At 61.6% G+C, this 24,386-nt stretch carries 26 protein-coding genes and 2 pseudogenes; 14 read left to right on the forward strand and 14 right to left on the reverse strand.

Features of this window, described 5'->3' with window-relative positions; all coding sequences use genetic code 11:
• The first annotated feature begins 66 nt into the window (after positions 1 to 66).
• Both HX869_RS28380 and HX869_RS28385 read left to right on the forward strand, forming a co-directional pair.
• Positions 67 to 825, forward strand: a complete 759-nt coding sequence (locus HX869_RS28380) for an SDR family NAD(P)-dependent oxidoreductase (protein WP_003211435.1) — start codon at positions 67 to 69, stop codon at positions 823 to 825.
• 57 nt (positions 826 to 882) lie between these two features.
• Positions 883 to 1,791: a LysR family transcriptional regulator gene (locus HX869_RS28385; protein ID WP_178904003.1), complete on the forward strand. Its 909-nt coding sequence runs from the start codon at positions 883 to 885 to the stop codon at positions 1,789 to 1,791.
• A gap of 57 nt (positions 1,792 to 1,848) precedes the next feature.
• On the opposite strand, the gene HX869_RS28390 is transcribed toward HX869_RS28385, so the two are convergent.
• Entirely contained in the window at positions 1,849 to 2,286 is a 438-nt protein-coding gene (locus tag HX869_RS28390) for a multidrug/biocide efflux PACE transporter (protein WP_087693157.1), read from the reverse strand.
• Positions 2,287 to 2,375: 89 nt separating this feature from the next.
• Here HX869_RS28390 and HX869_RS28395 point away from each other — a divergent pair.
• A pseudogene (locus HX869_RS28395) lies at positions 2,376 to 3,229 on the forward strand (LysR family transcriptional regulator).
• Between the two features lie 137 nt (positions 3,230 to 3,366).
• On the opposite strand, the gene HX869_RS28400 reads toward HX869_RS28395, so the two are convergent.
• Positions 3,367 to 4,209 carry a LysR family transcriptional regulator gene (locus tag HX869_RS28400; RefSeq protein ID WP_178904004.1) on the reverse strand — a complete coding sequence of 281 codons (843 nt, stop codon included), beginning with the start codon at positions 4,207 to 4,209 and terminating at the stop codon, positions 3,367 to 3,369.
• 111 nt (positions 4,210 to 4,320) lie between these two features.
• Here HX869_RS28400 and HX869_RS28405 point away from each other — a divergent pair, with 111 nt between their 5' ends.
• The gene (locus HX869_RS28405; RefSeq protein ID WP_178904005.1) at positions 4,321 to 5,046 is read left to right on the forward strand and encodes an SDR family oxidoreductase; all 726 of its coding nucleotides are present in this window, start codon (positions 4,321 to 4,323) and stop codon (positions 5,044 to 5,046) included.
• A gap of 138 nt (positions 5,047 to 5,184) precedes the next feature.
• Here the strand turns inward: HX869_RS28405 and HX869_RS28410 are convergent, their stop codons facing one another.
• Genes HX869_RS28410 through HX869_RS28425 form a run of 4 tightly spaced genes read right to left on the reverse strand, consistent with a single transcriptional unit; the run spans position 5,185 to position 7,717 of the window.
• Positions 5,185 to 6,396, reverse strand: coding sequence for an RNA polymerase sigma factor (locus HX869_RS28410; protein WP_032898801.1), 1,212 nt, complete (start codon positions 6,394 to 6,396; stop codon positions 5,185 to 5,187).
• A 2-nt stretch (positions 6,397 to 6,398) separates the two neighbouring features.
• Complete coding sequence (locus tag HX869_RS28415; protein WP_003213108.1) at positions 6,399 to 6,881, reverse strand: SRPBCC family protein; 483 nt, start codon at positions 6,879 to 6,881, stop codon at positions 6,399 to 6,401.
• Between the two features lie 29 nt (positions 6,882 to 6,910).
• On the reverse strand, positions 6,911 to 7,255 hold the full coding sequence (locus tag HX869_RS28420) for a YciI family protein (protein ID WP_003213107.1): 345 nt from the start codon (positions 7,253 to 7,255) through the stop codon (positions 6,911 to 6,913).
• A gap of 42 nt (positions 7,256 to 7,297) precedes the next feature.
• Positions 7,298 to 7,717 (reverse strand): nuclear transport factor 2 family protein, encoded by a 420-nt coding sequence (locus HX869_RS28425; protein WP_003213104.1) that lies wholly within the window; start codon positions 7,715 to 7,717, stop codon positions 7,298 to 7,300.
• A gap of 146 nt (positions 7,718 to 7,863) precedes the next feature.
• On the opposite strand from HX869_RS28425, the gene HX869_RS28430 reads away from it, so the two are divergent.
• Both HX869_RS28430 and HX869_RS28435 read left to right on the forward strand, forming a co-directional pair.
• Positions 7,864 to 8,349 (forward strand): N-acetyltransferase, encoded by a 486-nt coding sequence (locus tag HX869_RS28430; protein WP_178904006.1) that lies wholly within the window; start codon positions 7,864 to 7,866, stop codon positions 8,347 to 8,349.
• A gap of 20 nt (positions 8,350 to 8,369) precedes the next feature.
• Positions 8,370 to 8,975: a pyridoxamine 5'-phosphate oxidase family protein gene (locus tag HX869_RS28435; protein ID WP_003213099.1), complete on the forward strand. Its 606-nt coding sequence runs from the start codon at positions 8,370 to 8,372 to the stop codon at positions 8,973 to 8,975.
• A gap of 46 nt (positions 8,976 to 9,021) precedes the next feature.
• Here HX869_RS28435 and HX869_RS28440 read toward each other — a convergent pair whose 3' ends face one another.
• A complete protein-coding gene (locus tag HX869_RS28440; RefSeq protein WP_003213098.1) occupies positions 9,022 to 9,507 on the reverse strand; it encodes a GyrI-like domain-containing protein in 486 nt (161 codons plus the stop codon).
• A gap of 196 nt (positions 9,508 to 9,703) precedes the next feature.
• On the opposite strand from HX869_RS28440, the gene alaC reads away from it, so the two are divergent.
• Positions 9,704 to 10,921 (forward strand): alanine transaminase, encoded by a 1,218-nt coding sequence (gene alaC / locus HX869_RS28445; RefSeq protein ID WP_178904007.1) that lies wholly within the window; start codon positions 9,704 to 9,706, stop codon positions 10,919 to 10,921.
• Positions 10,922 to 11,055: 134 nt separating this feature from the next.
• On the opposite strand, the gene HX869_RS28450 is transcribed toward alaC, so the two are convergent.
• Positions 11,056 to 12,411, reverse strand: coding sequence for a GntP family permease (locus tag HX869_RS28450; protein ID WP_008431626.1), 1,356 nt, complete (start codon positions 12,409 to 12,411; stop codon positions 11,056 to 11,058).
• 84 nt (positions 12,412 to 12,495) lie between these two features.
• Entirely contained in the window at positions 12,496 to 13,029 is a 534-nt protein-coding gene (locus HX869_RS28455; RefSeq protein WP_087693163.1) for a gluconokinase, read from the reverse strand.
• A 212-nt stretch (positions 13,030 to 13,241) separates the two neighbouring features.
• On the opposite strand from HX869_RS28455, the gene HX869_RS28460 reads away from it, so the two are divergent.
• The 6 genes from HX869_RS28460 (at position 13,242) to HX869_RS28485 (ending at position 18,503) form a co-directional block, all read left to right on the forward strand.
• Positions 13,242 to 14,273 carry a LacI family DNA-binding transcriptional regulator gene (locus tag HX869_RS28460; protein ID WP_178904011.1) on the forward strand — a complete coding sequence of 344 codons (1,032 nt, stop codon included), beginning with the start codon at positions 13,242 to 13,244 and terminating at the stop codon, positions 14,271 to 14,273.
• Positions 14,274 to 14,614: 341 nt separating this feature from the next.
• Positions 14,615 to 14,851, forward strand: coding sequence for a DUF6124 family protein (locus HX869_RS28465; protein WP_178904008.1), 237 nt, complete (start codon positions 14,615 to 14,617; stop codon positions 14,849 to 14,851).
• Between the two features lie 199 nt (positions 14,852 to 15,050).
• Positions 15,051 to 15,683: a glutathione S-transferase family protein gene (locus HX869_RS28470; RefSeq protein ID WP_178904009.1), complete on the forward strand. Its 633-nt coding sequence runs from the start codon at positions 15,051 to 15,053 to the stop codon at positions 15,681 to 15,683.
• A gap of 16 nt (positions 15,684 to 15,699) precedes the next feature.
• A complete protein-coding gene (locus HX869_RS28475; RefSeq protein WP_177054573.1) occupies positions 15,700 to 16,437 on the forward strand; it encodes an NAD(P)-dependent oxidoreductase in 738 nt (245 codons plus the stop codon).
• A gap of 11 nt (positions 16,438 to 16,448) precedes the next feature.
• Positions 16,449 to 17,858 carry an MFS transporter gene (locus HX869_RS28480; protein WP_177019375.1) on the forward strand — a complete coding sequence of 470 codons (1,410 nt, stop codon included), beginning with the start codon at positions 16,449 to 16,451 and terminating at the stop codon, positions 17,856 to 17,858.
• Positions 17,859 to 17,993: 135 nt separating this feature from the next.
• Positions 17,994 to 18,503 (forward strand): hypothetical protein, encoded by a 510-nt coding sequence (locus HX869_RS28485; RefSeq protein WP_003213081.1) that lies wholly within the window; start codon positions 17,994 to 17,996, stop codon positions 18,501 to 18,503.
• A 137-nt stretch (positions 18,504 to 18,640) separates the two neighbouring features.
• Here the strand turns inward: HX869_RS28485 and HX869_RS31910 are convergent, their stop codons facing one another.
• From HX869_RS31910 to HX869_RS28495, 3 genes and pseudogenes are all read right to left on the reverse strand, one after another.
• The gene (locus HX869_RS31910) at positions 18,641 to 19,213 is read right to left on the reverse strand and encodes a methyl-accepting chemotaxis protein (RefSeq protein ID WP_371132976.1); all 573 of its coding nucleotides are present in this window, start codon (positions 19,211 to 19,213) and stop codon (positions 18,641 to 18,643) included.
• 18 nt (positions 19,214 to 19,231) lie between these two features.
• Positions 19,232 to 19,960, reverse strand: a pseudogene (locus tag HX869_RS31915) (PAS domain-containing protein); the annotation flags it as partial.
• Between the two features lie 167 nt (positions 19,961 to 20,127).
• Positions 20,128 to 20,997 (reverse strand): LysR family transcriptional regulator, encoded by an 870-nt coding sequence (locus HX869_RS28495; protein WP_008431612.1) that lies wholly within the window; start codon positions 20,995 to 20,997, stop codon positions 20,128 to 20,130.
• A gap of 98 nt (positions 20,998 to 21,095) precedes the next feature.
• On the opposite strand from HX869_RS28495, the gene gstA reads away from it, so the two are divergent.
• Positions 21,096 to 21,698 carry a glutathione transferase GstA gene (gstA, locus tag HX869_RS28500; RefSeq protein ID WP_008431610.1) on the forward strand — a complete coding sequence of 201 codons (603 nt, stop codon included), beginning with the start codon at positions 21,096 to 21,098 and terminating at the stop codon, positions 21,696 to 21,698.
• 106 nt (positions 21,699 to 21,804) lie between these two features.
• Here gstA and HX869_RS28505 read toward each other — a convergent pair whose 3' ends face one another.
• On the reverse strand, positions 21,805 to 23,199 hold the full coding sequence (locus tag HX869_RS28505) for an aromatic amino acid lyase (protein ID WP_178904010.1): 1,395 nt from the start codon (positions 23,197 to 23,199) through the stop codon (positions 21,805 to 21,807).
• On the reverse strand, positions 23,196 to 24,200 hold the full coding sequence (locus HX869_RS28510) for an ornithine cyclodeaminase family protein (RefSeq protein WP_003213072.1): 1,005 nt from the start codon (positions 24,198 to 24,200) through the stop codon (positions 23,196 to 23,198). The genes HX869_RS28505 and HX869_RS28510 overlap by 4 nt, the downstream gene beginning before the upstream one ends.
• Positions 24,201 to 24,386 lie beyond the last annotated feature (186 nt).

A 24,386-nucleotide genomic window follows, 5' to 3' on the forward strand; every position in this document is an offset into this window, starting at 1 on the left:
TATCACGTTATGGCCGGACAAATACACTCAGTCCCACGAACCATCACACGCCCCGAGGACTTCACCATGACCCGTAAAATCGCACTCATCACCGGCGCCAGCCGCGGCCTGGGCAAAAGCGCTGCGCTGCACCTGGCGGCACAAGGCGTCGACATTATCGGTACCTACAACAGCGCGGCGGACGAAGCCCAGGCCGTGGTCGCCCAAGTCGAAGCGCTGGGCGGCAAGGCGGCCATGCTGCAACTGGACGTCAGCCAGAGTTCCACCTTCGAGGCGTTCACCGCCCAGGTCGGCTCGGTATTGAAGGACGTGTTCGGCCAGGCGCACTTCAACTTCCTGATCAACAACGCCGGGATCGGCGCCCACGCCAGCTTCGCCGACACCACCGAAGCACAGTTCGACCAACTGGTGGCGATCCACTTCAAGGGCCCGTTTTTCCTGACCCAGAAACTGCTGCCGCTGATCAGCGATGGTGGCCGCATCATCAATATCTCCAGCGGCCTGGCGCGCTTCAGCCTGCCGGGTTATTCGGCCTATGCCTCGATGAAAGGCGCGGTGGAAGTGCTGACCCGCTACCAGGCCAAGGAACTGGGTGCCCGTGGCATCACCGTGAACACCCTGGCCCCCGGCGCGATTGCCACCGACTTCAGCGGCGGCGTGGTGCGCGACAATCCGGACGTGAACGCGATGGTCGCCAACAACACCGCCCTCGGTCGCGCGGGCTTGCCGGATGACATTGGCGGAGCGATTTCCACCCTGCTGGCCGACGGCAGCAACTGGATCACCGGGCAACGGGTCGAGGCCTCGGGCGGGATGTTTCTGTAACGCGCTCGGATTCTCCGCTAGCATCAATGCTTTCGGATACCTGACAGGCAATCACCCATGAGTTTTGATCCAGGACTGGCCGGTGGCATGGGCGTACTGGCCGCCGTGGTCGACAGCGGCAGTTTCGCCCGCGCCGCCGACAGCCTGGAGATGACGCCTTCGGGGGTCAGCCGGGCCATTTCGCGGCTGGAAAAACGCCTGGGAATCCGCCTGTTCGACCGCACCACCCGCTCGGTGCAATTGACCGACGAGGGCCGGCGTTTCTACCAGGAAATCGCCCCGCTGCTGGCCGGCCTGGAAGCAGCCGCCAGCTCGGCGGCCGACAGCGCCCTGACGGTTCGCGGGCGGTTGCGGGTGAACATCGACCCGTACTTTTCGCGGCTGGTGCTGGGGCCGGTGCTGGGTGAATTCATGAGTCAGTACCCGCAATTGCAGTTGGACCTGCACACACGGGATCAACTCGGGGACCTGGTGGCGGATGGCTTTGATTTGGCCATCCGTTTTGGCATTCCGCAATCGTCCTCGCTGATCGCCCGCAAGCTGATGGAAGTGCGGGTGCTGACGTTGGCCTCGCCAGCTTATCTCGAGCGGCATGGTCGCCCTTCACACCCCAAGGACCTGGAAGACGGCCAGCACGTGTGCATCGACTTTCGCGACTCCCAGACTGGCCGGCCGTTTGGCTGGGAATTCCACCGGCCGGGCGAGCAGGTCAACATCGCCACCAGCGGGCGGCTGGTGGTCAACGACGCAGGGACCCTGTACAGCGTGTGCGAACACGGCCATGCAGTGGCGCAAATGCTCGACCTTGGGCTGGCACCGGCGCTGGAATCCGGCGCGTTGATCGAGTTGTTTCCCGACTGGCCCGACGAGCGTTTCCCGTTGTATGCCTTCTACCCGTCGCGGCATTTGCCGGCGGCCAAGGTGCGGGCATTCCTCGATTTTGTGGCCGCCCTACAACCCCTGTAGGAGCTGGCTTGCCGGCGATGACGTATCCAAAATCGCCATCGCCGGCAAGCCGGACTCCTACGCGGTGCGCATCCGTTTCTGCATAATCCGCTCCCGCGCGGCGTCATACGCCCAGTGATACACATAGGTGTACGGCAGGAAAAACAGCAACACGCCGATGTCGAGGATAAACGCCTGCATCAGGCTGATGTTCAGCCACCAGGCAATCAACGGCACACAGATCGCCACCAGCCCGCCTTCAAACATCAACGCATGCAGCACGCGGGTCCACACCCCGCCGGACAGTTGCAGGCGCGCCTTGAGACGGTCGAACAGGCCGTTGAAAATCACGTTCCAGGCCAGTGCCATAAGGCTGATGGCCAAGGTCACGACGCCCATCTCCAGGGCCGGTTTATCCATGATCCACGCCAGCAGCGGTGTACAGATCAACAAGGCCAATCCTTCAAAACCAATGGCCTGCCAAACGCGTTCAGTAATCGACTTGGTGGGTGTCATGACCCGTTCTCCGTGAGTGACGATGGTTGCCATCATTACCCTTTGAATCGATACTTCATAACCAGTAACCATCGATCAAGGCGATAGTCATGGCATCCCACGAAGTGCTTCAGGCGTTTGTGCAGGCGGCGACCCACGGTTCGTTTTCAGCGGCGGCGCGCAAGTTGGGCAAGAGCCAGTCCACCGTCAGCGCGGCGGTGGCCAGCCTGGAGATTGACCTGGATGTGGTGCTGTTTGATCGCAGCAGCCGCAAGCCGACGCTGACCCCGGCCGGGCATGTGCTGCTGCAACGCGCCGAGCAGGTGTTGGAAGCCAGCAGCCGCCTGGAGTTGGCGGCCAGTCAGTTATCCCAGGGATTGGAGCCGAAGCTGAGTATCGCGATGTCCGATACGTACAGTCGGACCGTTTCGAAACCGCCCTCAGTGCCTTCGAGCAGCGCTACCCGGACTTGGAGCTGGAATGCCTGATCGCCGAATGCGAGGACTTGATCGCCCTGGTGCAAAGTGGCCGGGCGCAGATTGCGTTTATCGAGATGCAGGAGGTTTACCCGCCGGACCTCACCAGCACCACCGTGGAAGAGCGCACGGAAATCGCGCTGTTTGTCTCACCCAGACATCCGCTGGCGAACCTTGCGGACATCGACCAGCAAACCCTGGAACAACACCGCGAACTGCGCCTGGCGAGCATCATCAACCCGAATGAAACCCGCGGCCTGGGCCGAGTGTGGTCAGCGCCCAGTTACCTGATGCTGATGGAAATGGCGCAGCTGGGTTTTGGCTGGGCACCGCTGCCGCGCTGGCTGGTGGAGCGGTTTGGCGGCGACCACCTGTGTGAAATCAAGGCCCGGGGCTGGCCGCGCTCGGTGGCGGTGGACGCGTTGTGGTCACGCCAGCATCCGCCCGGCCCGGCCGGCAGTTGGCTGCTGGGCAAGATGCTGGAATAACGGCGGAACACACTATTCGCAACAATGAAGATCAAATGTGGGAGCTGGCTTGCCTGCGATAGCGGTGTGTCAGTCACCACCGTTATCGCAGGCAAGTCAGCTCCTACATTGAATTTGCGGTGAATTCAAAGGCGCCGTCAGGCGGCTTCAATCTGCGGCGGGCGGTTGTTCTGGAAATACTCATGCAAGGCCCGCAACGCCGGCAACTCCAGGGCCTGGGCGGCAAAGCACAAGCCCACCCGGCGCGTCGGTGCCGGCAGGTGCCAGGGGCGAATCACCACCCCGGCCCGCTCCGTCGCCAGCGACTGCGGCAACATCGCCACGCCGACACCGGCCGCCACCATGTGCAATGCCTGGGTCAACGAACCGGCATGCCCGGCCACCGCCTGGGGCGAGCGGCCGTACAAGGCCATCAGCCGTTGGTGGGAATCATGCTGCGGGCAGGTGATCCAGTCTTCGATCGGCGCCCAGGCCTGCTCCTTGCCGCCCGCCGCCATCGGGTGCGCAATCGGCAGTGCCATCACGTAGGACTCTTCCCAAAGCGGCAGGAACAATTCGTCCTCGCAGCACATTTCCTCTACCGCCAGGCGCCCTTCTCCTTCGCAGCCTTCCTGCAAGGTCAGCAGCAAACCCGGCAGGCCCTGGTGCGCCATGCGCAGGAAAGTTTCGATCTGGCTGTCGGCAATATCGCCTTCCACACCCAGTTCCAGGGCGATGCGGTTTTCGCGCCCGCGAAACAAGCGGCTCAATGCGTCGGCCTCGGCCACCATGCGCCGGGCTTGCGGGTACAGCACCCGCGCCTCGTCACTGACCTCAACCCCACGAGGCTGGCGCAGAAACAGCGCCACGCCCAGCTCTTCTTCCAGTTGCTTGATGGTCACCGACAACGTCGGCTGGCTGATGAACAGGCACTGGGCGGCGGCGGTGATATTGCGTTCCTCGAATACCGCGAGAAACGCCTTGAGATGACGCACATCCATAGTTAATACCGATGACAGACAGAGGAATAAGGCATTTTTCAGCCAGCCGAGGGCTAAATATACTGCGCTCCACGTTCAGTTATTTGTTTTTCTTATTTCAGGAGTTCCACCATGAGCAAGCCATTGATCATCATTACCGGCGCCAGTTCGGGCATTGGCGAAGCGACTGCGCGCTTGCTGTCGGCCGCCGGCCACCCGCTGTTGCTGCTGGCCCGCCGCATCGACCGGCTGAATGCGCTGGAGTTGCCGAACACCTTGTGTCGCGGTGTCGACATCACCGATCGCGCTGCGCTGGTGGCGGCGGTGAAGGAAGCTGAAGCGCAATTCGGCCCGGCCGATGCACTCATCAACAATGCCGGCGTGATGCTGCTGGGCGCGGTCAGCGAACAGGACCCGGCACAGTGGGAGCAGATGCTCGACGTCAACGTAAAGGGCCTGCTGAACGGCATCCATGCGGTGGCCGGCAGCATGGTCGAGCGCAAGGGTGGCACCATCATCAACGTCAGCTCGGTAGCCGGGCGCAAGACCTTCCCCAACCACGTCGCCTATGTAGGCACCAAGTTCGCCGTGCATGGAATTTCGGAAAACCTGCGGGAAGAAATGTCGCCGCACAATGTGCGTGTGATCACCATTGCGCCGGGCGCGGTGGAAACCGAATTGCTGAGCCACACCACCGACGAAGCCATCAAGACCGGCTACCAGGCGTGGAAACAGGACATGGGCGGCACCGTGCTGAGCGCCGATGATGTGGCTTCGGCGATTGCCTATGCCTACCAGCAGCCGCAGCATGTGTGCATTCGCGAGATCGTGTTGGCGGCGACGCGTCAGCAGCCGTAACTCATTCATCAAGATAACATCGAACAAATGTGGGAGCGGGCTTGCTCGCGAATGCGGTGTGTCAGTCAACATTTCAGTGACTGATCCACCGCATTCGCGAGCAAGCCCGCTCCCACATTTGGATCTCCGGCGCCTGCACTATTTGAGTTCGGCCAATCGCCGCTCGATAAAGCGCTTTTCGGGCACTTGCTGGGTCAATGCCAGCGCCCGTTCAAACGCTCGCCGCGCGTCCTCCACTCGCCCCAATCGCCGACAAAACTCGCCACGCGCCGAGTACGCCAGGTGATAGTCCACCAACTCCCCCCGCGCCAGAATGCCGTCCACCAATTGCAAACCGGCCTGCGCCCCATCGCGCATCGCAACGGCCACCGCGCGATTTAGCTCGATCACCGGCGATGGCATCGCTCCAAGCAACACGTCATACAGCCCGACGATCTGCGGCCAATCAGTCTCATCGGCGCTCACGGCTTCAGCGTGTACCGCCGCAATCGCTGCCTGCAGGCTGTAGGGCCCGAAGCGGCGTGTGGTCAGGGATTTCTCCACCAGGGCGCATCCTTCAGCAATCAACGACGCATCCCACAGCGAACGCTCCTGCTCATCCAGCAGCACCAATTCGCCGCCCGCCGAGGTGCGTGCCGGGCGCCGGGACTCGTGGAGCAACATCAGCGCCAGCAAGCCCATCACTTCCGGTTCCGGCAACAACTCCATCAGCAAACGGCCCAGGCGAATCGCTTCGCGGGTCAGGTCTTCACGGGTCAGGTCGGCGCCCATGGACGCCGAATAGCCTTCGTTGAACACCAGGTAAATCACCCGCAGCACACTGTCCAGGCGCTCGGGCAACTCCGCCAGGGATGGCACCTGATAGGGGATTTTCGCTTCGCGGATCTTGCCCTTGGCCCGCACGATGCGCTGGGCGATGCTAGTGGGCGTGGCGAGAAACGCCCGGGCGATTTCCTCGGTGGTGAGGTCGCAGATCTCACGCAAGGTCAGCGCCGCCTGGGCATCCGCCGCCAGCGCCGGGTGGCAGCAGGTGAAGATCAGGCGCAGGCGGTCGTCTTCCACGTCTTCAACGCTCCAGTCTGCCGCTTCCAGCGCATCGGCTTGCGCCTGCAACAACGGGGTAAAACGCGCCTGGCGACGTAAACGGTCGATGGCCTTGAAGCGCCCGGTCGAGACCAGCCAGGCCCGGGGGTTATCCGGCACACCGTCCTGCCCCCAGCGCTCGACTGCGACGAAGAACGCCTCGTGCAAGGCTTCTTCAGCCAGGTCGAAATCGCCAAGCAAGCGAATCAGGGTCGCCAGGATGCGCCGCGATTCGCTGCGATAAACCGCTTCAACCCGGGCCTGCACCGTCAATCGCGCAGGCCTTCGGTCACCAGCGTCACCAGCCGGTCGAGGCTCTGCCCCCAGCCTTCGTGAAAGCCCATGGCTTCGTGGGCCTGCTTGGTCTCGGCGCTCCAGTGCATGGCGCGGGCGGTGTACAGGGTCTTGCCGTCGACATCTTCAAAGGTGACTTCGGCGGTCATGAATGGCTGGCCCGAAGGGATCCAGCCGGGGGTGAAGGCGTCGGTAAACACCAGCCGACTGGGGGCGGTAATCTCCAGGAATACGCCCTGGGTCGGGTATTCGCTGCCGTCCGGCGCGCGCATCAGCGTGCGAAATTGCCCACCCACCCAAAGGTCCATTTCGCACTCGGGAGTGGTCATGCCGTGTGGGCCCCACCACTGCTGCAACAAGGCCGGCTCGGTCCAGGCGCGAAACACGCGGCTGCGAGGGGCATCAATCAAGCGACTGATGGACAGTTCAAATTCGGCGGGTTTGGGTTGAATGCTCATGGGAAACCTCCTGGGTTTTATTGTTGTGATCAGAGATTCAATTCACGCACGGGGCGCACTTCCACACTGCCGACCCGGGCGGCCGGTATGCCGCCGGCCACCTGGATCGCTTCATTCAGGTCCTTGGCCTCGATCAGGTAAAACCCGGCGAGCTGCTCCTTGGTTTCAGCAAACGGTCCGTCGGTGATCGACAGCTTGCCGTTGCGCATGCGCACGGTGGTGGCGGTGCTCACCGACTCCAGCGGCTCGGCGGCGAGCATGCGCCCGCTGGCCTGCACGGACTGGCCATAGGCGAAACATTCCGGGTCCTTGGGGCTGTCGGGCGAATCGTGCAGCACCTGTTCGTTGCTATAGATCAGGCAGAGGTATTTCATGGGATTCTCCGTTTTCGGACAACTGACTATAGTTCGCGGCGCTCAAGGTTTCAGGTCGAACAGACCGGCGCCGGTTTCCATGTCGAACGGTGCCGACCAATGTTCATGCACCACTTTCCACTCGCCGCCAACGCGCTGGTAGCCGGCGCTGACGCGCATCCAGCAGGTCTTGAGTACGCCGTCGGGCCCGGTGCCGCCACAGTGCGCGAGCCAGTGGGCAAAGGCGCTGTTATCGCCGGCGACGATACGCATCTCATGGAAGTCAAAGACCCCAGGGCCCGGGCAGAACTCCATGCACGCCTTCCAGTGCGCCTGATAGGCGGCCTTGCCCTTGAACTGCAGGGCGCTAACGGCGTCGAACGCGACGATATCGTCTGCGTAAAAGCTGACTATTTTCTCGACATCCTTGGCGGTGACCGCCTGTTTCCATTGTTCGATCAAGCTGCTGATTGCGGTGCTCATGGCGATACTCCTTACGGGAAAAATCACGGAAGACACCCTTAGTCGACTGAGCCCCGGGCCAATCGACAGTCCCGCAAAAAATAATTGCGACTACCGCAAACCCGCTAGAATCCGCGCTTCTTTGTAGGATTTCGGATGCTACGCCGATGGAAACCCGCCTCGTCGCCTATCAGACGTTGACTGCCCTGCAACAACAGCAACTCAACGCCCTGGAAGTGCATCCCGAACAACTGGGTTTTTCCGGCGATATCTACTGTGCGCTGAACACCCTGCTGGTCAATCCGAATCCCGGCGTGGCAGGCTTTGCGTTACTCGCCGACGGCATTCCCGTGGCCTTCCTGCTGCTCAAACGCCCACCCTGCCTGCCCCATTGGGCGGATGAACACAGCGCCACGCTGCATGCGTTGCAAGTCGATCGCCATCAGCAAGGCCTGGGGTTTGGCAAAGCCTGCCTGCAAGCCCTCCCCGCCGCCGCGCGCCTGGTTTGGCCGCAGATCAAGGCGCTGGAGCTGTCGGTGGACACGGACAATGTGGCGGCGATGGGGCTGTATTTGCAGCAGGGCTGGGTGGACAGCGGGGAGGCGTATAAGGGGCGGATTGGGTATGAGCGCCGGTTGGCGTGGGTGTTTTAAACAATAAGGAGCTGGTGAAGATGCTAACAACCCTGGAACAACTCGAAACCCTCTACGGCCTCCCCCACGAGCGGGCCGTGCGCAAGGAAATCCCGTTTCTCAACGAGGATTACCAGGCCATGGTCCGCGCGTCACCCTTGGTGGTGGTGAGTTCATCCGGCCCGGACGGCATCGACGGTTCGCCCCGTGGCGACGTGCCAGGTTTTGTACGAATTATCGACGAGCGCACGTTGGCGATTCCGGATCGGCCGGGGAATAACCGCCTCGACACCCTGCGCAATCTGGTGGTGGACCCGCGCATAGCGTTGCTGTTCATCATCCCGGGCATTGGCGAGACGTTGCGGGTCAATGGCCGGGCGCAGATTTCCATCGAGCCTGAGTTGCTGGAGAGCTTTGCGGTAAATGGCAAAGCGGCCCGTTCGGTGATTCTGGTGCAGGTAGAGGCGGCGTATTTCCATTGCTCCAAAGCCTTTGTGCGCTCCGATTGCTGGAACCCGGAAAAGCACTTGGATCGCTCGGCACTGCCCTCCGCCGGGGCGTTTCACAAGCGCTTGAATGATGGGGCGTTCGACGCCGAAGCCTATGACCGCGAGATGCCGGAGCGGGTCAAGGCCACGCTGTATTGAGAGGCCATTGCAGGAGCGAACGTGCTCGCTCCTGCCGGTGGCGCGGTCAGGCGGATTCGGCGTTGATCGGGATCCAGATTTCCACGGAGCCCGTGCCTTTACCCACATCGAAATCGGCGCTGTAGCGCTCAAAATCAGCCCCGACCACCTTGTACCCGGAGGCCGGCAGCCATTCGAACATGATGCGTTCATAGGTCTGCGCCAGCGCCTGCACCGGGCCAAAATGCGGGAACACGGCATAGCGATGGGCCGGGATTTCAATCGACTGGAAGTTGCTCGGTACATCGCCCTTGGCCGGTACTTCAACGCCGGCCAGGTAGTCAAATTCATCGTGTTTGGCGTTGTAGCACACGCCATAGGTCACGCCGCCGACGCGTTTCTTGATCTCTTTGAAGCAGCTGTCGAACAGCTCCCACAACTTGGGAATATCGCCAATCGTGGCCTTTGAATAACGCCCTTGCACACCCGCGATCACCAGGGCCTTGCCCTCTTCCATGCGCGGCTGTAACGGCAGTTTTGTCTGTTGATCCATCTGAACAGTCTCCTTCTTATGAGGGAACAAACCCGCGTCGAGTATAGGGGCATATCCCCGTTGCACTCCAAGCAGAAATTTTTCCTGCTGCATCTGGACAATTGGCCATCACCGACCGTATTGTCTGCCCCGCAGGCCACCGCAGTGGCCGACGTCGCTCGGACGGTTCCGGGCGCTTACGTATTTCGAGGCAACAATGGCCGAACCCCGTTCGCCGCGCCGCTTTGCGCGCATAGATCGACTCCCCCCTTACGTGTTCAATATCACTGCCGAGCTGAAGATGGCTGCGCGTCGGCGCGGCGAAGACATCATCGACTTGAGCATGGGTAACCCTGACGGCGCCACTCCACCGCACATCGTGGAAAAAATGGTCACCGTCGCCCAACGCGAAGACACCCACGGCTACTCCACTTCCAAAGGCATTCCGCGGCTGCGCCGGGCGATTTCGCGCTGGTACAAAGACCGCTACGAAGTGGACATCGACCCGGAAACCGAAGCCATCGTGACCATCGGTTCCAAGGAAGGCCTGGCGCACTTGATGCTGGCCACCCTGGACCAGGGCGACACGGTGCTGGTGCCCAACCCCAGCTACCCGATTCACATCTACGGTGCCGTGATTGCCGGCGCCCAGGTGCGTTCGGTGCCGCTGATTCCGGGGGTGGACTTCTTCGCTGAACTGGAACGTGCGATTCGTGGCTCGATCCCCAAGCCGAAGATGATGATCCTCGGCTTCCCGTCCAACCCCACCGCACAGTGCGTGGAACTGGACTTCTTCGAACGGGTGATCGCCCTGGCCAAGCAGTACGACGTGCTGGTGGTGCATGATTTGGCCTACGCCGACATCGTCTACGACGGCTGGAAAGCTCCGTCGATCATGCAAGTGCCGGGCGCCAAGGACATCGCGGTGGAGTTTTTCACCCTGTCCAAGAGCTACAACATGGCCGGCTGGCGCATTGGTTTCATGGTGGGCAACCCGGAACTGGTCAACGCCCTGGCGCGGATCAAGAGCTACCACGACTACGGCACGTTCACCCCGCTGCAAGTGGCGGCGATTGCGGCGCTGGAAGGCGATCAGCAGTGCGTGAGAGACATTGCCGAGCAGTACCGTCAGCGCCGTAACGTGCTGGTGAAAGGTCTGCATGAGCTGGGCTGGATGGTCGAGAACCCGAAGGCGTCGATGTACGTCTGGGCGAAGATTCCCGAGGCGTACGCCGCAATGGGTTCGCTGGAGTTTGCCAAGAAGCTGCTGCTTGAGGCGAAGGTGTGTGTGTCGCCTGGGATTGGCTTTGGTGAGTATGGTGACGACCACGTGCGCTTTGCACTGATCGAAAACCAGGACCGGATTCGCCAGGCGGTGCGGGGCATCCGGGCGATGTTCCGGGCGGATGGGCTGGTCAAGAAAGCTGACGCCTGACCCGATCCAACTGCAGGAATGATCGTTCCCACGCTCTGCGTGGGAATGCCGCCTTGGACGCTCTGCGTCCGCTTGTGACGCGGAGCGTCACAGGATGCGTTCCCACGCGGAGCGTGGGAACGATCACTTACCGCCTAGACCACCAGCGACAGCAACATGATAAAGCCCAACGCCACCACCGACAGGATGGTCTCCATCGCCGTCCAGGTCTTGAACGTCTCGGCCACGGTCATATTGAAGTACTGCTTCACCAGCCAGAACCCCGCATCGTTGACGTGAGACAGCACCAGCGAGCCCGCCCCCGTCGCCAATACCAGCAACTCGCGGTTCACCCCCGGAATCATCCCTACCACCGGCACTACAATGCCGGCACCGGTAATGGTCGCCACCGTCGCAGAACCGGTAGCCACACGAATCACCGCCGCCACCAGCCAGGCCAGCAGGATCGGGTTGATCTGCGCGGTCACCGCCATATGGCCGATCACATCACCTACGCCGCTGGTCACCAGCATCTGCTTGAAACCACCACCGGCACCGATGATCAGGATGATCGCTGCAGTCGGCGCCAGGCTGGCGTCGAGCAGCTTGAGGATTTGCTTGGAGCCGATGCCCTGGCGATGGCCAAAGGTGTACAGCGACAACAGCAAGGCCAGCAGCAAGGCGGTGATCGGGTGACCGATCATGTCCATCCAGTTGCGGATCACGTGGCCGTCCGGCAGGGCGACGTCGGCGAAGGTTTTCAGCAGCATCAGGAACACCGGCAACAGCACGGTGATCAGGGTGATGCTGAAACTCGGCAGGGTCTTGGATTCCGGTTGCTCACTGGCCAGTTGGTCCACCAGTTCCTGGGACGGGTTGCCCGGAATGTACTTGGCGATAAACGAACCGTAGAGCGGGCCGGCGATGATCGCTGTAGGCAGCGCGACGATCAGGCCGTAGAGAATGGTCTTGCCGATGTCGGCACCGAACACGCCGATCGCCAGCAGCGGGCCCGGGTGCGGTGGCACCAGGCCGTGTACCGCCGACAGGCCGGCCAGCAGCGGAATGCCGATCTTGATCAGCGACACACCGGTACGGCGCGCGACGATAAACACCAGCGGGATCAGCAACACAAAACCGATCTCGAAGAACAGCGGAATGCCCACCAGGAACGCGGCGAACATCATTGCCCACTGCACCTTCTCCTTGCCGAAGGCCCGCACCAGGGTTTGCGCGATCTGATCGGCACCGCCGGAATCGGCCATCATCTTGCCGAGCATCGTACCCAGCGCGAGGATAATCCCGACAAAGCCGAGCACCCCGCCGAAGCCGTCCTGGAAGGCCTTGATGATCTTGTCCACGGGCATGCCCGAGGTCAGGCCGAGAAAGCCTGCCGCGATGATCAGGGCAATGAACGGGTGGACTTTGAACCGGGTGATCAACACGATCAGGCCGATGATGGTCACCACTGCATCGAGCAGCAGATAGGTATCGTGGGACAAGCCAAACATGGGGGTCTCTCCTGTTTGTTGTTGTTATTAAAGCCGGTAAAAAATTCAGTGCAGGCGGACAGCGCTATCTTGTCCGGCAAAAAATTATTTGTTTGGTTCAAAGCCGTGTTCGAGCCACCAGGCATTGGTTTGCTCGGCCAGTTCTTCAACGCTGTCTTCACTGGCGTTGAGGGCCAGGGTCAACGGCTCGCCCACCGGGGATTCCAGGGTGGCGAACTGGCTGTCTATAAGGCTGGCCGGCATGAAATGGCCGGGGCGATGGGATACACGGTCGGCGGCGACTTCGCGGGTCAGCTCCAGAAACACAAACCCCAGGCCCGGCGCGGCTTCGCGCAGGTGGTCGCGGTATTTCTTCTTCAGGGCCGAACAGGTGAGCACCGGATGCTCGCCGGCCTTGAGCGAGCGGCGCAGCTCATCGCACAGGATGTCGAGCCAGCCGGCGCGGTCTTCGTCGTTAAGGGGATGGCCGGCGCTCATCTTCTCGATGTTCGCGGCGGGGTGAAAGCTGTCGCCTTCGATGGCAGTGGCGCCGTTCAGCAGGCACAGGGCCTCGCTGACGCTGGACTTGCCACAGCCGGAAACACCCATGATCACGAGGGCAGTAACAGGTTGACTCATGAAACACCTCAAGACGCAGATAGCGCTACCTTTGCACGCTGTTAGGCTAGTGCAAAAACAGGCTTTTCCCGCGCCGTCTTGTCATTTTTATGGAGTGACGCGTGCATCTGCTCCAAAGGTTTGAACGGGAACAGGCATCCCGGCGTTCAAGGATTTGCAGGGTCTTGGAGACAGCGCTACCTTAGTGCCTCGATTTTTGTTTGGCAAGCCGCCTGATGACTCCCAAGAACGATAAAAATACCCGCACCACGGGCCGCCCTACCCTCAATGAAGTGGCCCGCCTGGCTGGCGTGAGCCCGATTACCGCCTCCCGGGCCTTGCGCGGCATCAGCACCGTGGCCACCGAACTGGTGGAAAAAGTGCAAAAAGCCGCCGCCGAACTGAGCTACGTGGTCAACCCGGCCGCCCGTGCCCTGGCATCTGCCCAGAGCCAGTCGGTGGTGGTGTTGGTGCCGTCGCTGTCCAACCTGCTGTTTATCGAAACCCTGGAAGCCATCCACCAGGTGCTGCGGCCCAAGGGCTTTGAAGTGCTGATCGGCAACACCCACTATTCCCGCGACGAAGAAGAAGACCTGCTGCGCAACTACATGGCCTACCAGCCACGGGGTTTGCTGCTGACCGGGTTTGACCGTACGGAAAGTGCCCGGCGCATGGTGGAATCGAGCAATGTGCCGTGTGTGTACATGATGGACCTGGACCCGGGCGCCGGACTGAACTGCGTAGGATTCTCGCAGTTGAACGCCGGGGAAATAGCGGCGGCGCATTTGATCTCACGGGGGCGCAAGCGGTTGGCCTACATTGGCGCGCAATTGGACCAGCGGACTTTGCTGCGCGGCGAAGGCTTTCGCCGGGCGTTGCAGCAGGCGGGGTTGTACGACCCGGCGCTGGAAGTGCTGACGCCACGGCCATCGTCGCTGGGCCTGGGTGGTGAGCTGTTCCTGCAGTTGCTGGCCAGCCATCCGGATGTGGACGCGATCTTCTTTGGCAACGACGACCTGGCTCAAGGTGCGCTGCTGGAAGCGCTGCGCCATGGCATCAAGGTGCCGGAGCAGATCTCGGTGCTGGGCTTCAACGACCTGCCGTCTTCCTCGTTCATGGTGCCGCGTTTGAGCAGCATCAGCACCCCGCGCGAAGCCATTGGCCGGCGGGCGGCAGAGCATTTGTTGACGGTGATGGCGGGCAACAAGATCGCCCGGCCGGTGGTGGACATGGGGTTTGAGTTGAAGGTGCGCGAGAGTACCTAGGCGGTAGCTGTAGGAAGTGGCTGGTGTTGATGGCAGCGCCTTGCTCCGTTACCTACAGGTACGTCAGAATCCGCCGGCTTGTGCGCCTGGGTAGGGCTCTCTAAGGTTGCCCGGTCGCTGAATTTCTCAGTGATCGGGTTTAGTAGCCTGGACAGTCATACAGAATGAGCATGAGCTTCATCTATCAGACTTACGTGTCTGTGCTTGATGGTGGCTGTGCGCAGGGCGCCCTTGTGGCGCGCCGGATTTTTGTGTGACTTTGCCGGTCTACTAACCTGCGTGCAGCCGCCACCCTTTCGTTTAGTAGCGATCAGGTGATGGCCCAGATAGAGGTCACGCTTATGTTCAAAGTTACTCCCAATCCTCCTTCCTTATTCACCGTCAGCCCCGACGCCAGCAGCGAAAGCCTGATCGCCAACAGCTACGAGACGTTTTCCTCGGTCAGCACGTTATTGCTCGACCTGTCTGATGAACTCACCGGCAAAGACCGCGACACCGCATTGGCGATTCACCAGTTGAGTGAGTTGGGCGTATTGCTGATGGGCAAGCTGATGGACCAGGAATCACCACTGATCTAACAGACCGCACGCGGTCAAACTGTGGGAGCGGGCTTGCTCGCGAATGCGGTGTGTCAGCCGAGCTTTCCATCACTGATACACCGCATTCGCGAGCAAGCCCGCTCCCACATTTTTGATCCTGCCCACTTAACACCCTCGCCGTGCCTTCTGGCCCCTGCTAAATTGCCCCCTGCCTTCTCACCCTCGTCAGGAAAGCACCATGGGCCATTCGCTGAAAATCCTCGGTCGCACTTCTTCCATCAACGTGCGAAAAGTCCTGTGGACCTGCCAAGAACTGGATATCCCCTACGACCGCGAAGACTGGGGCATCGGCTTCGCCGCCACCCAGTCCCCCGAATTCCTGGCCCTGAACCCCAACGCCCAAGTCCCGGTGATCATCGACGACAACGGCGTGCTGTGGGAATCCAATACCATCTGCCGCTACCTCGTGGGCCTGCACCAACGCCACGATCTGTTGCCCACCGAGCCGGTCGCCCGTGCGAGGGTCGAGCAATGGATGGACTGGCAAGCCACCGAACTCAACCCGTCGTGGGGCTACGCCTTCCACGCTCTGGTACGCAAGAATCCGGACTACCAGGACCCGCAACGCATCAAAGCCGGGGTAAAAAGCTGGAACGACAAGATGGGCCTGCTTGAAGCGCAACTGATCAAAACCGGCGCCTACGTCGCCGGTAACAACTTCACACTCGCCGACATCCTCATCGGCCTGTCGGTGCACCGCTGGTGGATGACGCCCATGGAGCATCCGTCCTACCCGGCGGTCAGCGCCTACTACGAAACCCTCAGCCAACGCCCCGGCTTCAAAACCTTCGCCCTCGACGGCCACAACTAAAAACAAGGACTACCCAATGAACGGACTCAACGTACTACTCACCGGCGCCTGTGGCCGCATCGGCAAGACGTTTTTCGAAGCGTCGAAAGACCGCTACCGCTTCACCCTCACCGACCGCATCGAGCCGGATTTCGCCCTCGGCGAGCACCGTTTCATCCACGCCGACCTGAGCGACAAAACCGCCCTCGCCGCCCTGCTCGACGGGATTGACGTGATCGTGCACCTGTCGGGCATCCCCCACGCCAGCGCGACCTTCGACGAGTTGTTGCCCAACAATATCCTGGCCACCACCTACCTGTTCGAAGCCGCCGTGGCCGCAGGTGTGAAGCGCCTGGTGTTCGCCAGCAGCGCCCAGACCATCGAAGGCTACCCGGTAGACCGGCAGATCACGCCGGGCATGCCGGTACTGCCCGCCAACCTGTACGGCGTGAGCAAATGCTACGGCGAAGCCCTGTGCGGTTTTTACGCGGCCAAAACCCCGCTCTCCACCATCGCCCTGCGCATCGGTGCGTTTGAATTCCCCGAAACCCACGACCTGAACAACGCCCGCGACCTCAGCGCCTGGCTCAGCCCCCGCGACGCCGTGCAACTGCTACAACGCTCGGTGGAAACCATCGGGGTGAAACACCTGATCGCCCATGGCATTTCCAATAACCGTTTCAAACGCCTGGACCTCAGCGAAACAACCCGTGTGCTGGGTTACCAACCGGTGGATGATGCGTTCCAGGAATTCGAGATCCCGATCACTTACTGAGTCTTCTGCCCATGTCTTCACCCTCTCTTGCAGACGGTATCGACCCGATCCGCGCCGCGCACATCAGCGCGCGCATTGATCGGTTGCCCGCCGTCGCCACTGTCTGGCGCCTGGTGGCGCTGCTGTCGATTGGCGGCTTTTTCGAGCTGTATGACTTGTTCCAGACTGCCTATATCAGCCCCGGCCTGATCAGTGACGGAATTTTCCACACCGGCAGCCAGGGCGTATTCGGCTTCTCCGACCAGGCGGCCTTTGCCTCGGCGACCTTTCTCGGCCTGTTCCTCGGCGCCAGCCTGCTCAGCCCGATTGCCGACCGCTACGGGCGCCGGGCGATCTTCACCTTTGCGTTGATCTGGTACACCGTTGCCACCGTGTTGATGGGTATCCAGACCTCCGCCCTGGGCATCATCTGCATGCGCTTCCTGGTGGGCATTGGTTTGGGCATCGAACTGGTGACCATCGACGCCTACCTCTCGGAACTGGTGCCCAAGCGCATGCGCAGCTCGGCGTTTGCCTTTGCGTTTTTCATCCAGTTCCTGTCGGTGCCGGCGGTGGCGTTGATGTCGTGGTGGCTGGTACCCCAGGCACCGTTCGGGATTTCCGGCTGGCGCTGGGTAGTGGTGAGCAGTGCGGTATTTGCGCTGTTTATCTGGCAACTGCGCAAACGCCTGCCGGAATCGCCGCGCTGGCTCGCACAAAAAGGCCGTTTCGAGGAAGCCGGGCAGATCATGGACAGCCTCGAAGCGCGCTGCCGGAAAGACCACGGCAAGCCACTCGATGAGCCGGAACCGCAAGCCGTCAGCGTGCAGGGCCAAGGGCGCTTCGCCGATATCTGGCAACCGCCGTACCGGCGCCGGGCGTTGATGCTGATTGTGTTTCATGTGTTCCAGGCCATCGGCTTTTTCGGCTTCGGCAACTGGCTGCCGGCGCTGCTCTCGGGCCAGGGCGTGAGCGTCACTCACAGCCTGGGCTATGCCTTCATCATCACCCTCGCCTACCCGTTGGGGCCGCTGCTGTTTGTGAAGGTGGCGAACCGGTTTGAGAACAAATGGCAGATTGTCGGCTCGGCGCTCGGCGCGGTGATCTTCGGCAGTTTGTTCGCGCTGCAAACCACCGCCGTGGGCCTGGTGATCTGCGGGGTGATGATCACCTTCTGCAACGCCTGGCTGAGTTTCAGTTATCACTCCTACCAGAGCGAACTGTTCCCCACCAACATCCGCGCCCGGGCGGTGGGTTTCTGCTATTCGTTCAGCCGGTTGTCGACGGTGTTCAGCAGCCTGTTGATCGGCGTGATCCTCGAACACCTCGGCACGCCCGGCGTGTTGGCGTTTATCGCCAGCAGCATGTTGATCGTGATGATCACCATCAGTTGGTTCGGCCCGCGCACCCGCAACCTGGCGCTGGAGAACATTGCCCACTAGCGGCAAACAATGGCCGTCGGCACGCCAACGCTTGCCGACGGTAGCGGCCAAAAGCCCCGTAAACACGGGGCCATACCACTGGGCACGCTAATTGCTCCACCTGTGGCACCGCCCACATCCACAGGTGTCCTGATCATGCTGATCAACAACAACCCCCAGGCTCAGTCGACGATCCAACGCATCAAGCGCGCAGACATGGACCCGGCCAACGCCGCGGCCAGCGCGCTGTACAGCGGTGCTGCGCAAAACGTGCAACAGGGCACTACGACTGTATCGACCACGCAGGCAGCGGCCGACGCCACTGCCGACAACATCAATGCCGCCTTCGCCAAGACCCGTGTGCAGTTGCAAGCCACCACCGCAACCGCCTCGACCACCGATACGGCCAAGACTGACTCCACCACGTCGGCCCGCAGTGACTTCACCGACTACATGAAAAAAAGCCCGGCCGAGCGCATCCGCGAGCAACTGCTCAAGGAACAGGGTTTGACCGAGGATGATGTGAAGAACATGCCTCAGGACAAGCAGGATGCTATTTCCAAAGAAGTGGCAGAACGCCTGAAGGAGCAGCAGGCGCAGCAGGTAGCGGCGAAGACCGCTGACCCGCAGGCGCAGACGGTGAAAGAAACCCTGGCTGCGATCTAAGCCACACCACAAACCAAATGTGGGAGCGGGCTTGCTCGCGAATGCGGTGTGTCAGTCAATCCATGTGCTGACTGACACACCGCATTCGCGAGCAAGCCCGCTCCCACACAAGCTCATTCCACATTTGATCTGCGGTGTTACTGCAATTGCAGTGTCGAGTTGAACTGACTGATCGCATCCACCACATGCCGTGACCCTTCCTGAATCTCCAGGATCACCTGCCCCGCCTCATTCGCCAGCTCCACCCCAAGCCCCGTGCGGCTCAGGCTCGACTGCATGCTCGACACCGCGCTGATCGACAGGTCGTGGTTCTTGCGCACCACATCCACAATCTCGATCGTCGCCTGGCTGGTTCGCGCCGCCAAACTGCGCACCTCATCCGCCACCACCGCAAACCCGCGCCCATGCTCGCCCGCCCGGGCCGCTTCGATCGCCGCATTCAGCGCCAGCAGGTTGGTCTGGTCGGCGATGCCGCGGATGGTCTGGACGATGGTGCCGATGATGTCCGACTGCTTGCTCACTGCGTCGATGCTCACGGCCGCTTCGTTAAGGTCACGGGAAATTTCTTCGATGATCTGCACGGTCTGCTGCACCACTTCCGAACCCTTGCGGGCGCAGGCGTCGTTTTGCACCGAGGTGGCGTGAGCCGAGTCGGCAGCCGTGCGCAAGGTGGTGACCTGGTCGGTGATGTCGCTGGCGAACTTCACCACTTTGTACAAGCGCCCGTTGGCATCGAAGATCGGGTTGTAGGAGGCTTCCAGGAACAGCGTTTGGCCGAATTTGTCTTTGCGCTCAAACCGGTGGGAGTGATATTCGCCGCGATTGAGCGAGGCCCAGAATGCCTTGTAGGCCGGCGAATCGGTCTCACCGCGATGACAAAACAGACTGTGGTGCTGGCCGACGATTTCACTGAGGGAATACTTCACCGTCTTCAGGAAGTTGTCGTTGGCATTCAGGATCTGGCCTTGCGGGGTGAATTCAATGACCGCCATGGAGCGGCCGATGGCGTCGATCAGGCTCTGGTTTTCATGCTCGCGGTGAATCCGCGCCGAGATGTCCGAGGCCACCTTGATCACGCTCTGCACCTGGTTGTCGGCACCGATTACCGGCATGTAACTGGCCTCCAGCCACACTTCCTGGCCATGCTTGTTCAACCGCATGAAGGTGCCACTGAGGGGCTCGCCCCGCGCCAGGTCGCGCCAGAGTTTGGCGTAGGCATCGGTGTGGGTGTAGGCCTCTTCGCAGAAAATCCGGTGATGCTTGCCGCGAATTTCTTCGGCGCGGTAGCCCATGGTCTTGCAGAAATTTTCATTGGCATCCAGCACGATGCCGTCGCGATCAAACTCGATCATTGCCATGGAACGGCTGATGGCGGCCAATTTGGCTTTGGCTTCGGTAAGGGCGCAGGAGAAACGTTCGATTTCCAGCAGGTCGGATTTGTGTTGGCGGTTGAACATGTCAGATCACCCTTTATTTTCCCGACGCCCACGCGGGCGCATTCCATTCACGGTTTGAATCTTGATCGAAGACCTTTATGGGGAAACCTATCCGAAACGCTTTATATGCCGAGCGTCATCAACGGTTCTGGGTGAGCATAGACAGGCGTTGGCGCTATGCAAGGCCACTAGTCAGCCAGCATTTGCAACAAAGCATTAACCACTGCGGAGGGCGGTTGGTGGCGTGATGTCACCAACGCAAACTCGCGATGCACCGGCTCCGCCAGGGGCATGATGCGCAAGCCTTGGCGCTGGGCCGGCAGGGTCATCTCGGGCACCAGCGTCACTCCCACGCCTTCACGCACCAGGCTGAAAGCGCTGTTCCATTCGCGCACTTCCACCCGCACCTCGCGCAGCACCAGGCCGGCTTCCTGCGCCAGGCTGCGGGCGTTGACGGTGCAGCCGCCGGTGGCAAGCACGAACGGTTGCTCCACCAACTCTTCCAGCGTGACCGTTGCCTGCGCCGGGCGCCGGGAAAACCCGTGGGCCATCGGCAGCACCGCCACCCAGTTATCGCGCCCCAGCACGGCGGCATTGCGCTCGGACGGCGGGTTGAGCACCACGCCCAGGTCGATCAGATTCGCGTCGAGCAAGGTGTTCACTTCATCGTCGGTCACTTCCAGGGCCGTGACCTCGATGCCGGGGTAAAGCTGGTTGAACCGACGCAGCAGCGGCGGCAGGAACACCGCCAGCACCATGGGGAAACTCGCGATGCGAATCGTCCCACGCAGCATCGGCCGCGCTTCGTCCACGGTGGTGCGAATCGCCTGCAAGGCCCCGAGCATCACCCGCGCCTGCTCGATCACTTGCAGGCCCAGGGCGGTAGGCACGGTCTGACGCGCCTCACGCACAAACAACTGCGCACCGAGGTTGGCCTCCATGGCCGCCATCGCCTGGCTGGCGGCGGACTGAGTCATGCCCACCCGTTCGGAGGCCGCAGTGATGCTGCCGTTGTCCGCCACGGCCACCAGTAGGCGCCAGTGCATCAGGTTCATCATGGCAGTAGCTGTCCTTATGGCAGGATTCTGAAAGATTAATTTTACCCAAGGTGCCATGCCCACGAGACTGAAGGCAACTGTCCTGCGGAGTTGCCCCGATGAAGCTGTATTTTTCCCCGAATGCCTGTTCCCTCGCCTCCCATATCGCGCTGCGGGAATTGGCCCTGCCGTTTGAATTGATTCGCGTCGACAACCAGAAAAAGCTCACGGCTGACGGTGATGATTTCCTGCAGATCAATCCCAAGGGCTATGTGGCCGCACTGCAACTGGACAACGGCGAGGTACTGACCGAAGGTGCCGCCATCCTGCAATACCTGGCCGACCGGGTACCCGCAGCGGGCCTGGCGCCGGCCAATGGCAGCTGGGAGCGGGTGCGTTTGCAGGAATGGCTGAACTTTGTCTCCAGCGAGATTCATGGCGGGCTGGGAGTGTTGTTCAAGGACGCGATTCCCGATGAGGTGAAGGCGCTGTTCAAGGCCACGCTGTTCAAGCGTTTTGCGATTCTGGTACAGACCCTGGAGCGCCAGGATTACCTGCTGGGCGCGCAGTACTCAGTGGCGGATGCGTACCTGTTTGTGGTGCTGCGCTGGGCGGGGTTGTTTGATATCGACTTGCAGCAGTGGCCGGCGTTAGCGAAGTTTCAGCAGCGTGTCGGTGAACGCCCGGCAGTGATTGCTGCCTTGGCCGCTGAAAATCCATGACCTGAAATGCGATCAACCTGTAGGAGCTGGCTTGCCTGCGATAGCGATGGTGAATCCAACACCGCTATCGCAGGCAAGCCAGCTCCCACAGTTGATCTTCATAGTTTTAGAGAATGGATTTCAAGCCATCGTTTTCGATGAATGCACTTAACGCCAACACATCCACCGACCCCGAACGGTCCTGATCCAGGTGCGCCACCTGGCGGCGCACCGCCTGATGAATACGCCGGGTGCCCTGCCCCAGTTGAACCTTGCCGCGCAGGTCTACCGCCTGCGCCGCCACGATCAACTCAATGCTGCCCAGCCACACCACGCGCTGCACCAGTTGCCGGGTTTTCTCGACCACCGCCAGCGCCTGCCCCGCATAATCTTCCACGCGATCCGCCACCGGCACGCTCACCGCCGGGATCGGATTGGCCAAGTGCCCGATCTCCGCCACCAACGCCGAACCGGTGCGCTGCAAGGCGGCCATGCCCACGTGCCCGGGCTGGTTGATCAGAAAGCGCGGCAGTTCACTGGACGCCGGCGACAGCAACTTGGCAATCCGCTCGGCGCTGCACACCGCCACACGGCTCAACGCCAGGCCCAAGCCTTCGGCCGCCAGCGCGAGATGGGTGCTGTCGAAATTGGCCGTGGCCAGCACCAACACGTCTTCGCTGATCAACGCCGGATTGTCCGCGCCGCTGGCCAGTTCCAGTTCGATCAACTCGCGTAACGCCTGCACTGCCTGTTGCGCCGCGCCTTGAACCACCGTGGCACAGCGAAAGCTCAGCGGGTCCTGTAGCCGACGCGGGTTGTCGGCCAATTCGCCGCCCGCCAGCAATTCCAGCAACGTAGCTGATTGCCCGCTTTGCCCCGGCGCCGGGCGCAACCGCGAAGCCCACGGCTGGAAAGGACTGAGGTTGGCCCGATAGCCTTCACACGACAACGCCAGCCCCGCCAACACGGCCTGCAATGCCTGTTCGGCCTCGGCCACCAGCAACGCGCCAAGGCCGATGCTCGCGGAGTTGGCCGACACCAGCGCCAGGCCATCCTTGCCCGTCAATGGCACGTTCAGCGCCAGACTCAAATGCGCCAACGGCGCCAGGTCGCTCTCACCCAGCGAGCCGAGCAACGGCACCGCGGGCTCCATGCCGCAGTTGAGTAACGCCAACAGCGCCTGCGCTGCACCCGGCGAAATACCCGAACGCCCCTGGGCCAACCCCGCCAAGCGGGCTGCGGTGATCGCGCGTAATTCCTCACGCTTGGCCAGGCGGCCAACGCCCACCGCACGCCCCAAAGGAATGTTTGCCTGCACCGGCGCAACCTGCGTATCCACCGCCGCACCGAGGCCGGTGGTCACCCCGTAAATCGGCGTGCCTTCAGCCACCAGGCGCAGCAACAGTCGATGCCCTTCGTCGATACGTTGGCGGGCCGCATCGCTGAAGTCAGCCGGTGCGTCTTGGCGGGCAATCGACAGCAAATCCTCAACCGTCAAACCGGCGGGATCGAAGTGAATCATGCCCAGCGCAACCGCTGGCCGATCCCCAGGCGTCTGGATTTTTCCAGCAGTGCGTGGCCCAGGGCGATATCGCTGAGGCTCAAGCCACGGTGCCAGAACAGGATGGTTTCCTCGGGGGTTTCCCGGCCGGTCTTCAAGCCGGCCACGATCTGCCCCAACTCGGCATGCAAGGTCTCGGCGCTGAGTTTTCCGGCGTCGACATGGGCGCGCAATGCGCCGAACATCCCGCCCTTGCACTGGCCCCAGTCGTCCACCACCAGCTTGTGCATGATGTCGGTCAACGACAGTTCCACCGCGCTCATGGTGCCGTAGGGCACGACGAAGGCACCGGGCTTGATCCACTCGGTGTGCAGCAACGGTTGCGGCTGATCCAGGCGTGAAGCTTCCACTACGATGTCGGCGCCGCGCACCGTGGACTCCCAGTCGTCGGTGACAATCACCGGCTTGCCGAGGTCGCGGCGCAGGCGTTCGGCGAAGGCTTCGCGGCTTTCACTGCGGCGCGAGTGCACGCGGATTTCGTCGAAGTCGAACAGGTGGTCCAGCAGCCGCACGTTCCAATACGCCGTGCCACGGGCACCGATGTGCGCGAGGATTTTGCTGTCGGGCCGGGCCAGGTATTTGGCACCGATGGCGGTGACGGCGCCGGTGCGCATGTCGGTAATCGCCGAGGCGTCGAGGATGGCCTTGGGGATGCCGGTGGCCGGGTCCAGCAGGTTGAGAATCGCCAGTTCCGAGGGCAGGCCCTTGCGGTAGTTATCGACAAAGTCGCCCACCACCTTGACCCCGGCGTAGCCGATTGCGCCGCCCAATACACCGCGCAGCACGTTGAAGTGGCCGTTGATTTCACCGCCGGGAATCAGGTGCATGCGCGGCTCGATCACCGCCTCGCTGCGGCCCTGGATCGCCAGGCTGGATTCGATGGCGTTGAGGATTTCGTCGTTGGTCAGGGCCAGTTCGTCGATGTCCAGGCCGTTGAGGAAGTCGATGTAGATCGGTTGCATGGTCTGCTCACTGATGAGTTGCGAAGGTCGATGCTGAAGATGCTTTTATGGGGTGAGGGAGATTGCTGTGGGGAGGAGCCTGTTGTGGCGAGGAGCTTGTTGTAGAGAGGGAGCTTGCTGTGGCGAGGGAGCTTGCTCCCGCTGGAGTGCGTAGCGCTCCCGCTTTTTTTGGGGCCGCTACGCAGC

The sequence above is a fragment of the Pseudomonas sp. P7779 genome (assembly GCF_013386315.1).
Taxonomy (GTDB): domain Bacteria; phylum Pseudomonadota; class Gammaproteobacteria; order Pseudomonadales; family Pseudomonadaceae; genus Aquipseudomonas.

What these genes read in the sequence shown, in the direction of transcription:
- alaC (WP_178904007.1), top strand. Translation starts at nt 9,704, where the DNA reads ATGGCCGAACCCCGTTCGCCGCGCCGCTTTGCGCGCATAGATCGACTC.
- HX869_RS28415 (WP_003213108.1), bottom strand. Translation starts at nt 6,881, where the DNA reads ATGAGCATTCAACCCAAACCCGCCGAATTTGAACTGTCCATCAGTCGC.
- HX869_RS28385 (WP_178904003.1), top strand. Translation starts at nt 883, where the DNA reads ATGAGTTTTGATCCAGGACTGGCCGGTGGCATGGGCGTACTGGCCGCC.
- HX869_RS28435 (WP_003213099.1), top strand. Translation starts at nt 8,370, where the DNA reads ATGCTAACAACCCTGGAACAACTCGAAACCCTCTACGGCCTCCCCCAC.
- HX869_RS28485 (WP_003213081.1), top strand. Translation starts at nt 17,994, where the DNA reads ATGCTGATCAACAACAACCCCCAGGCTCAGTCGACGATCCAACGCATC.
- HX869_RS28440 (WP_003213098.1), bottom strand. Translation starts at nt 9,507, where the DNA reads ATGGATCAACAGACAAAACTGCCGTTACAGCCGCGCATGGAAGAGGGC.
- HX869_RS28455 (WP_087693163.1), bottom strand. Translation starts at nt 13,029, where the DNA reads ATGAGTCAACCTGTTACTGCCCTCGTGATCATGGGTGTTTCCGGCTGT.
- HX869_RS28475 (WP_177054573.1), top strand. Translation starts at nt 15,700, where the DNA reads ATGAACGGACTCAACGTACTACTCACCGGCGCCTGTGGCCGCATCGGC.
- HX869_RS28465 (WP_178904008.1), top strand. Translation starts at nt 14,615, where the DNA reads ATGTTCAAAGTTACTCCCAATCCTCCTTCCTTATTCACCGTCAGCCCC.
- HX869_RS28450 (WP_008431626.1), bottom strand. Translation starts at nt 12,411, where the DNA reads ATGTTTGGCTTGTCCCACGATACCTATCTGCTGCTCGATGCAGTGGTG.
- HX869_RS28510 (WP_003213072.1), bottom strand. Translation starts at nt 24,200, where the DNA reads ATGCAACCGATCTACATCGACTTCCTCAACGGCCTGGACATCGACGAA.
- gstA (WP_008431610.1), top strand. Translation starts at nt 21,096, where the DNA reads ATGAAGCTGTATTTTTCCCCGAATGCCTGTTCCCTCGCCTCCCATATC.
- HX869_RS28400 (WP_178904004.1), bottom strand. Translation starts at nt 4,209, where the DNA reads ATGGATGTGCGTCATCTCAAGGCGTTTCTCGCGGTATTCGAGGAACGC.
- HX869_RS28495 (WP_008431612.1), bottom strand. Translation starts at nt 20,997, where the DNA reads ATGATGAACCTGATGCACTGGCGCCTACTGGTGGCCGTGGCGGACAAC.
- HX869_RS28390 (WP_087693157.1), bottom strand. Translation starts at nt 2,286, where the DNA reads ATGACACCCACCAAGTCGATTACTGAACGCGTTTGGCAGGCCATTGGT.
- HX869_RS28470 (WP_178904009.1), top strand. Translation starts at nt 15,051, where the DNA reads ATGGGCCATTCGCTGAAAATCCTCGGTCGCACTTCTTCCATCAACGTG.
- HX869_RS28505 (WP_178904010.1), bottom strand. Translation starts at nt 23,199, where the DNA reads ATGATTCACTTCGATCCCGCCGGTTTGACGGTTGAGGATTTGCTGTCG.
- HX869_RS28430 (WP_178904006.1), top strand. Translation starts at nt 7,864, where the DNA reads ATGGAAACCCGCCTCGTCGCCTATCAGACGTTGACTGCCCTGCAACAA.
- HX869_RS28425 (WP_003213104.1), bottom strand. Translation starts at nt 7,717, where the DNA reads ATGAGCACCGCAATCAGCAGCTTGATCGAACAATGGAAACAGGCGGTC.
- HX869_RS28405 (WP_178904005.1), top strand. Translation starts at nt 4,321, where the DNA reads ATGAGCAAGCCATTGATCATCATTACCGGCGCCAGTTCGGGCATTGGC.
- HX869_RS28420 (WP_003213107.1), bottom strand. Translation starts at nt 7,255, where the DNA reads ATGAAATACCTCTGCCTGATCTATAGCAACGAACAGGTGCTGCACGAT.
- HX869_RS28480 (WP_177019375.1), top strand. Translation starts at nt 16,449, where the DNA reads ATGTCTTCACCCTCTCTTGCAGACGGTATCGACCCGATCCGCGCCGCG.
- HX869_RS28380 (WP_003211435.1), top strand. Translation starts at nt 67, where the DNA reads ATGACCCGTAAAATCGCACTCATCACCGGCGCCAGCCGCGGCCTGGGC.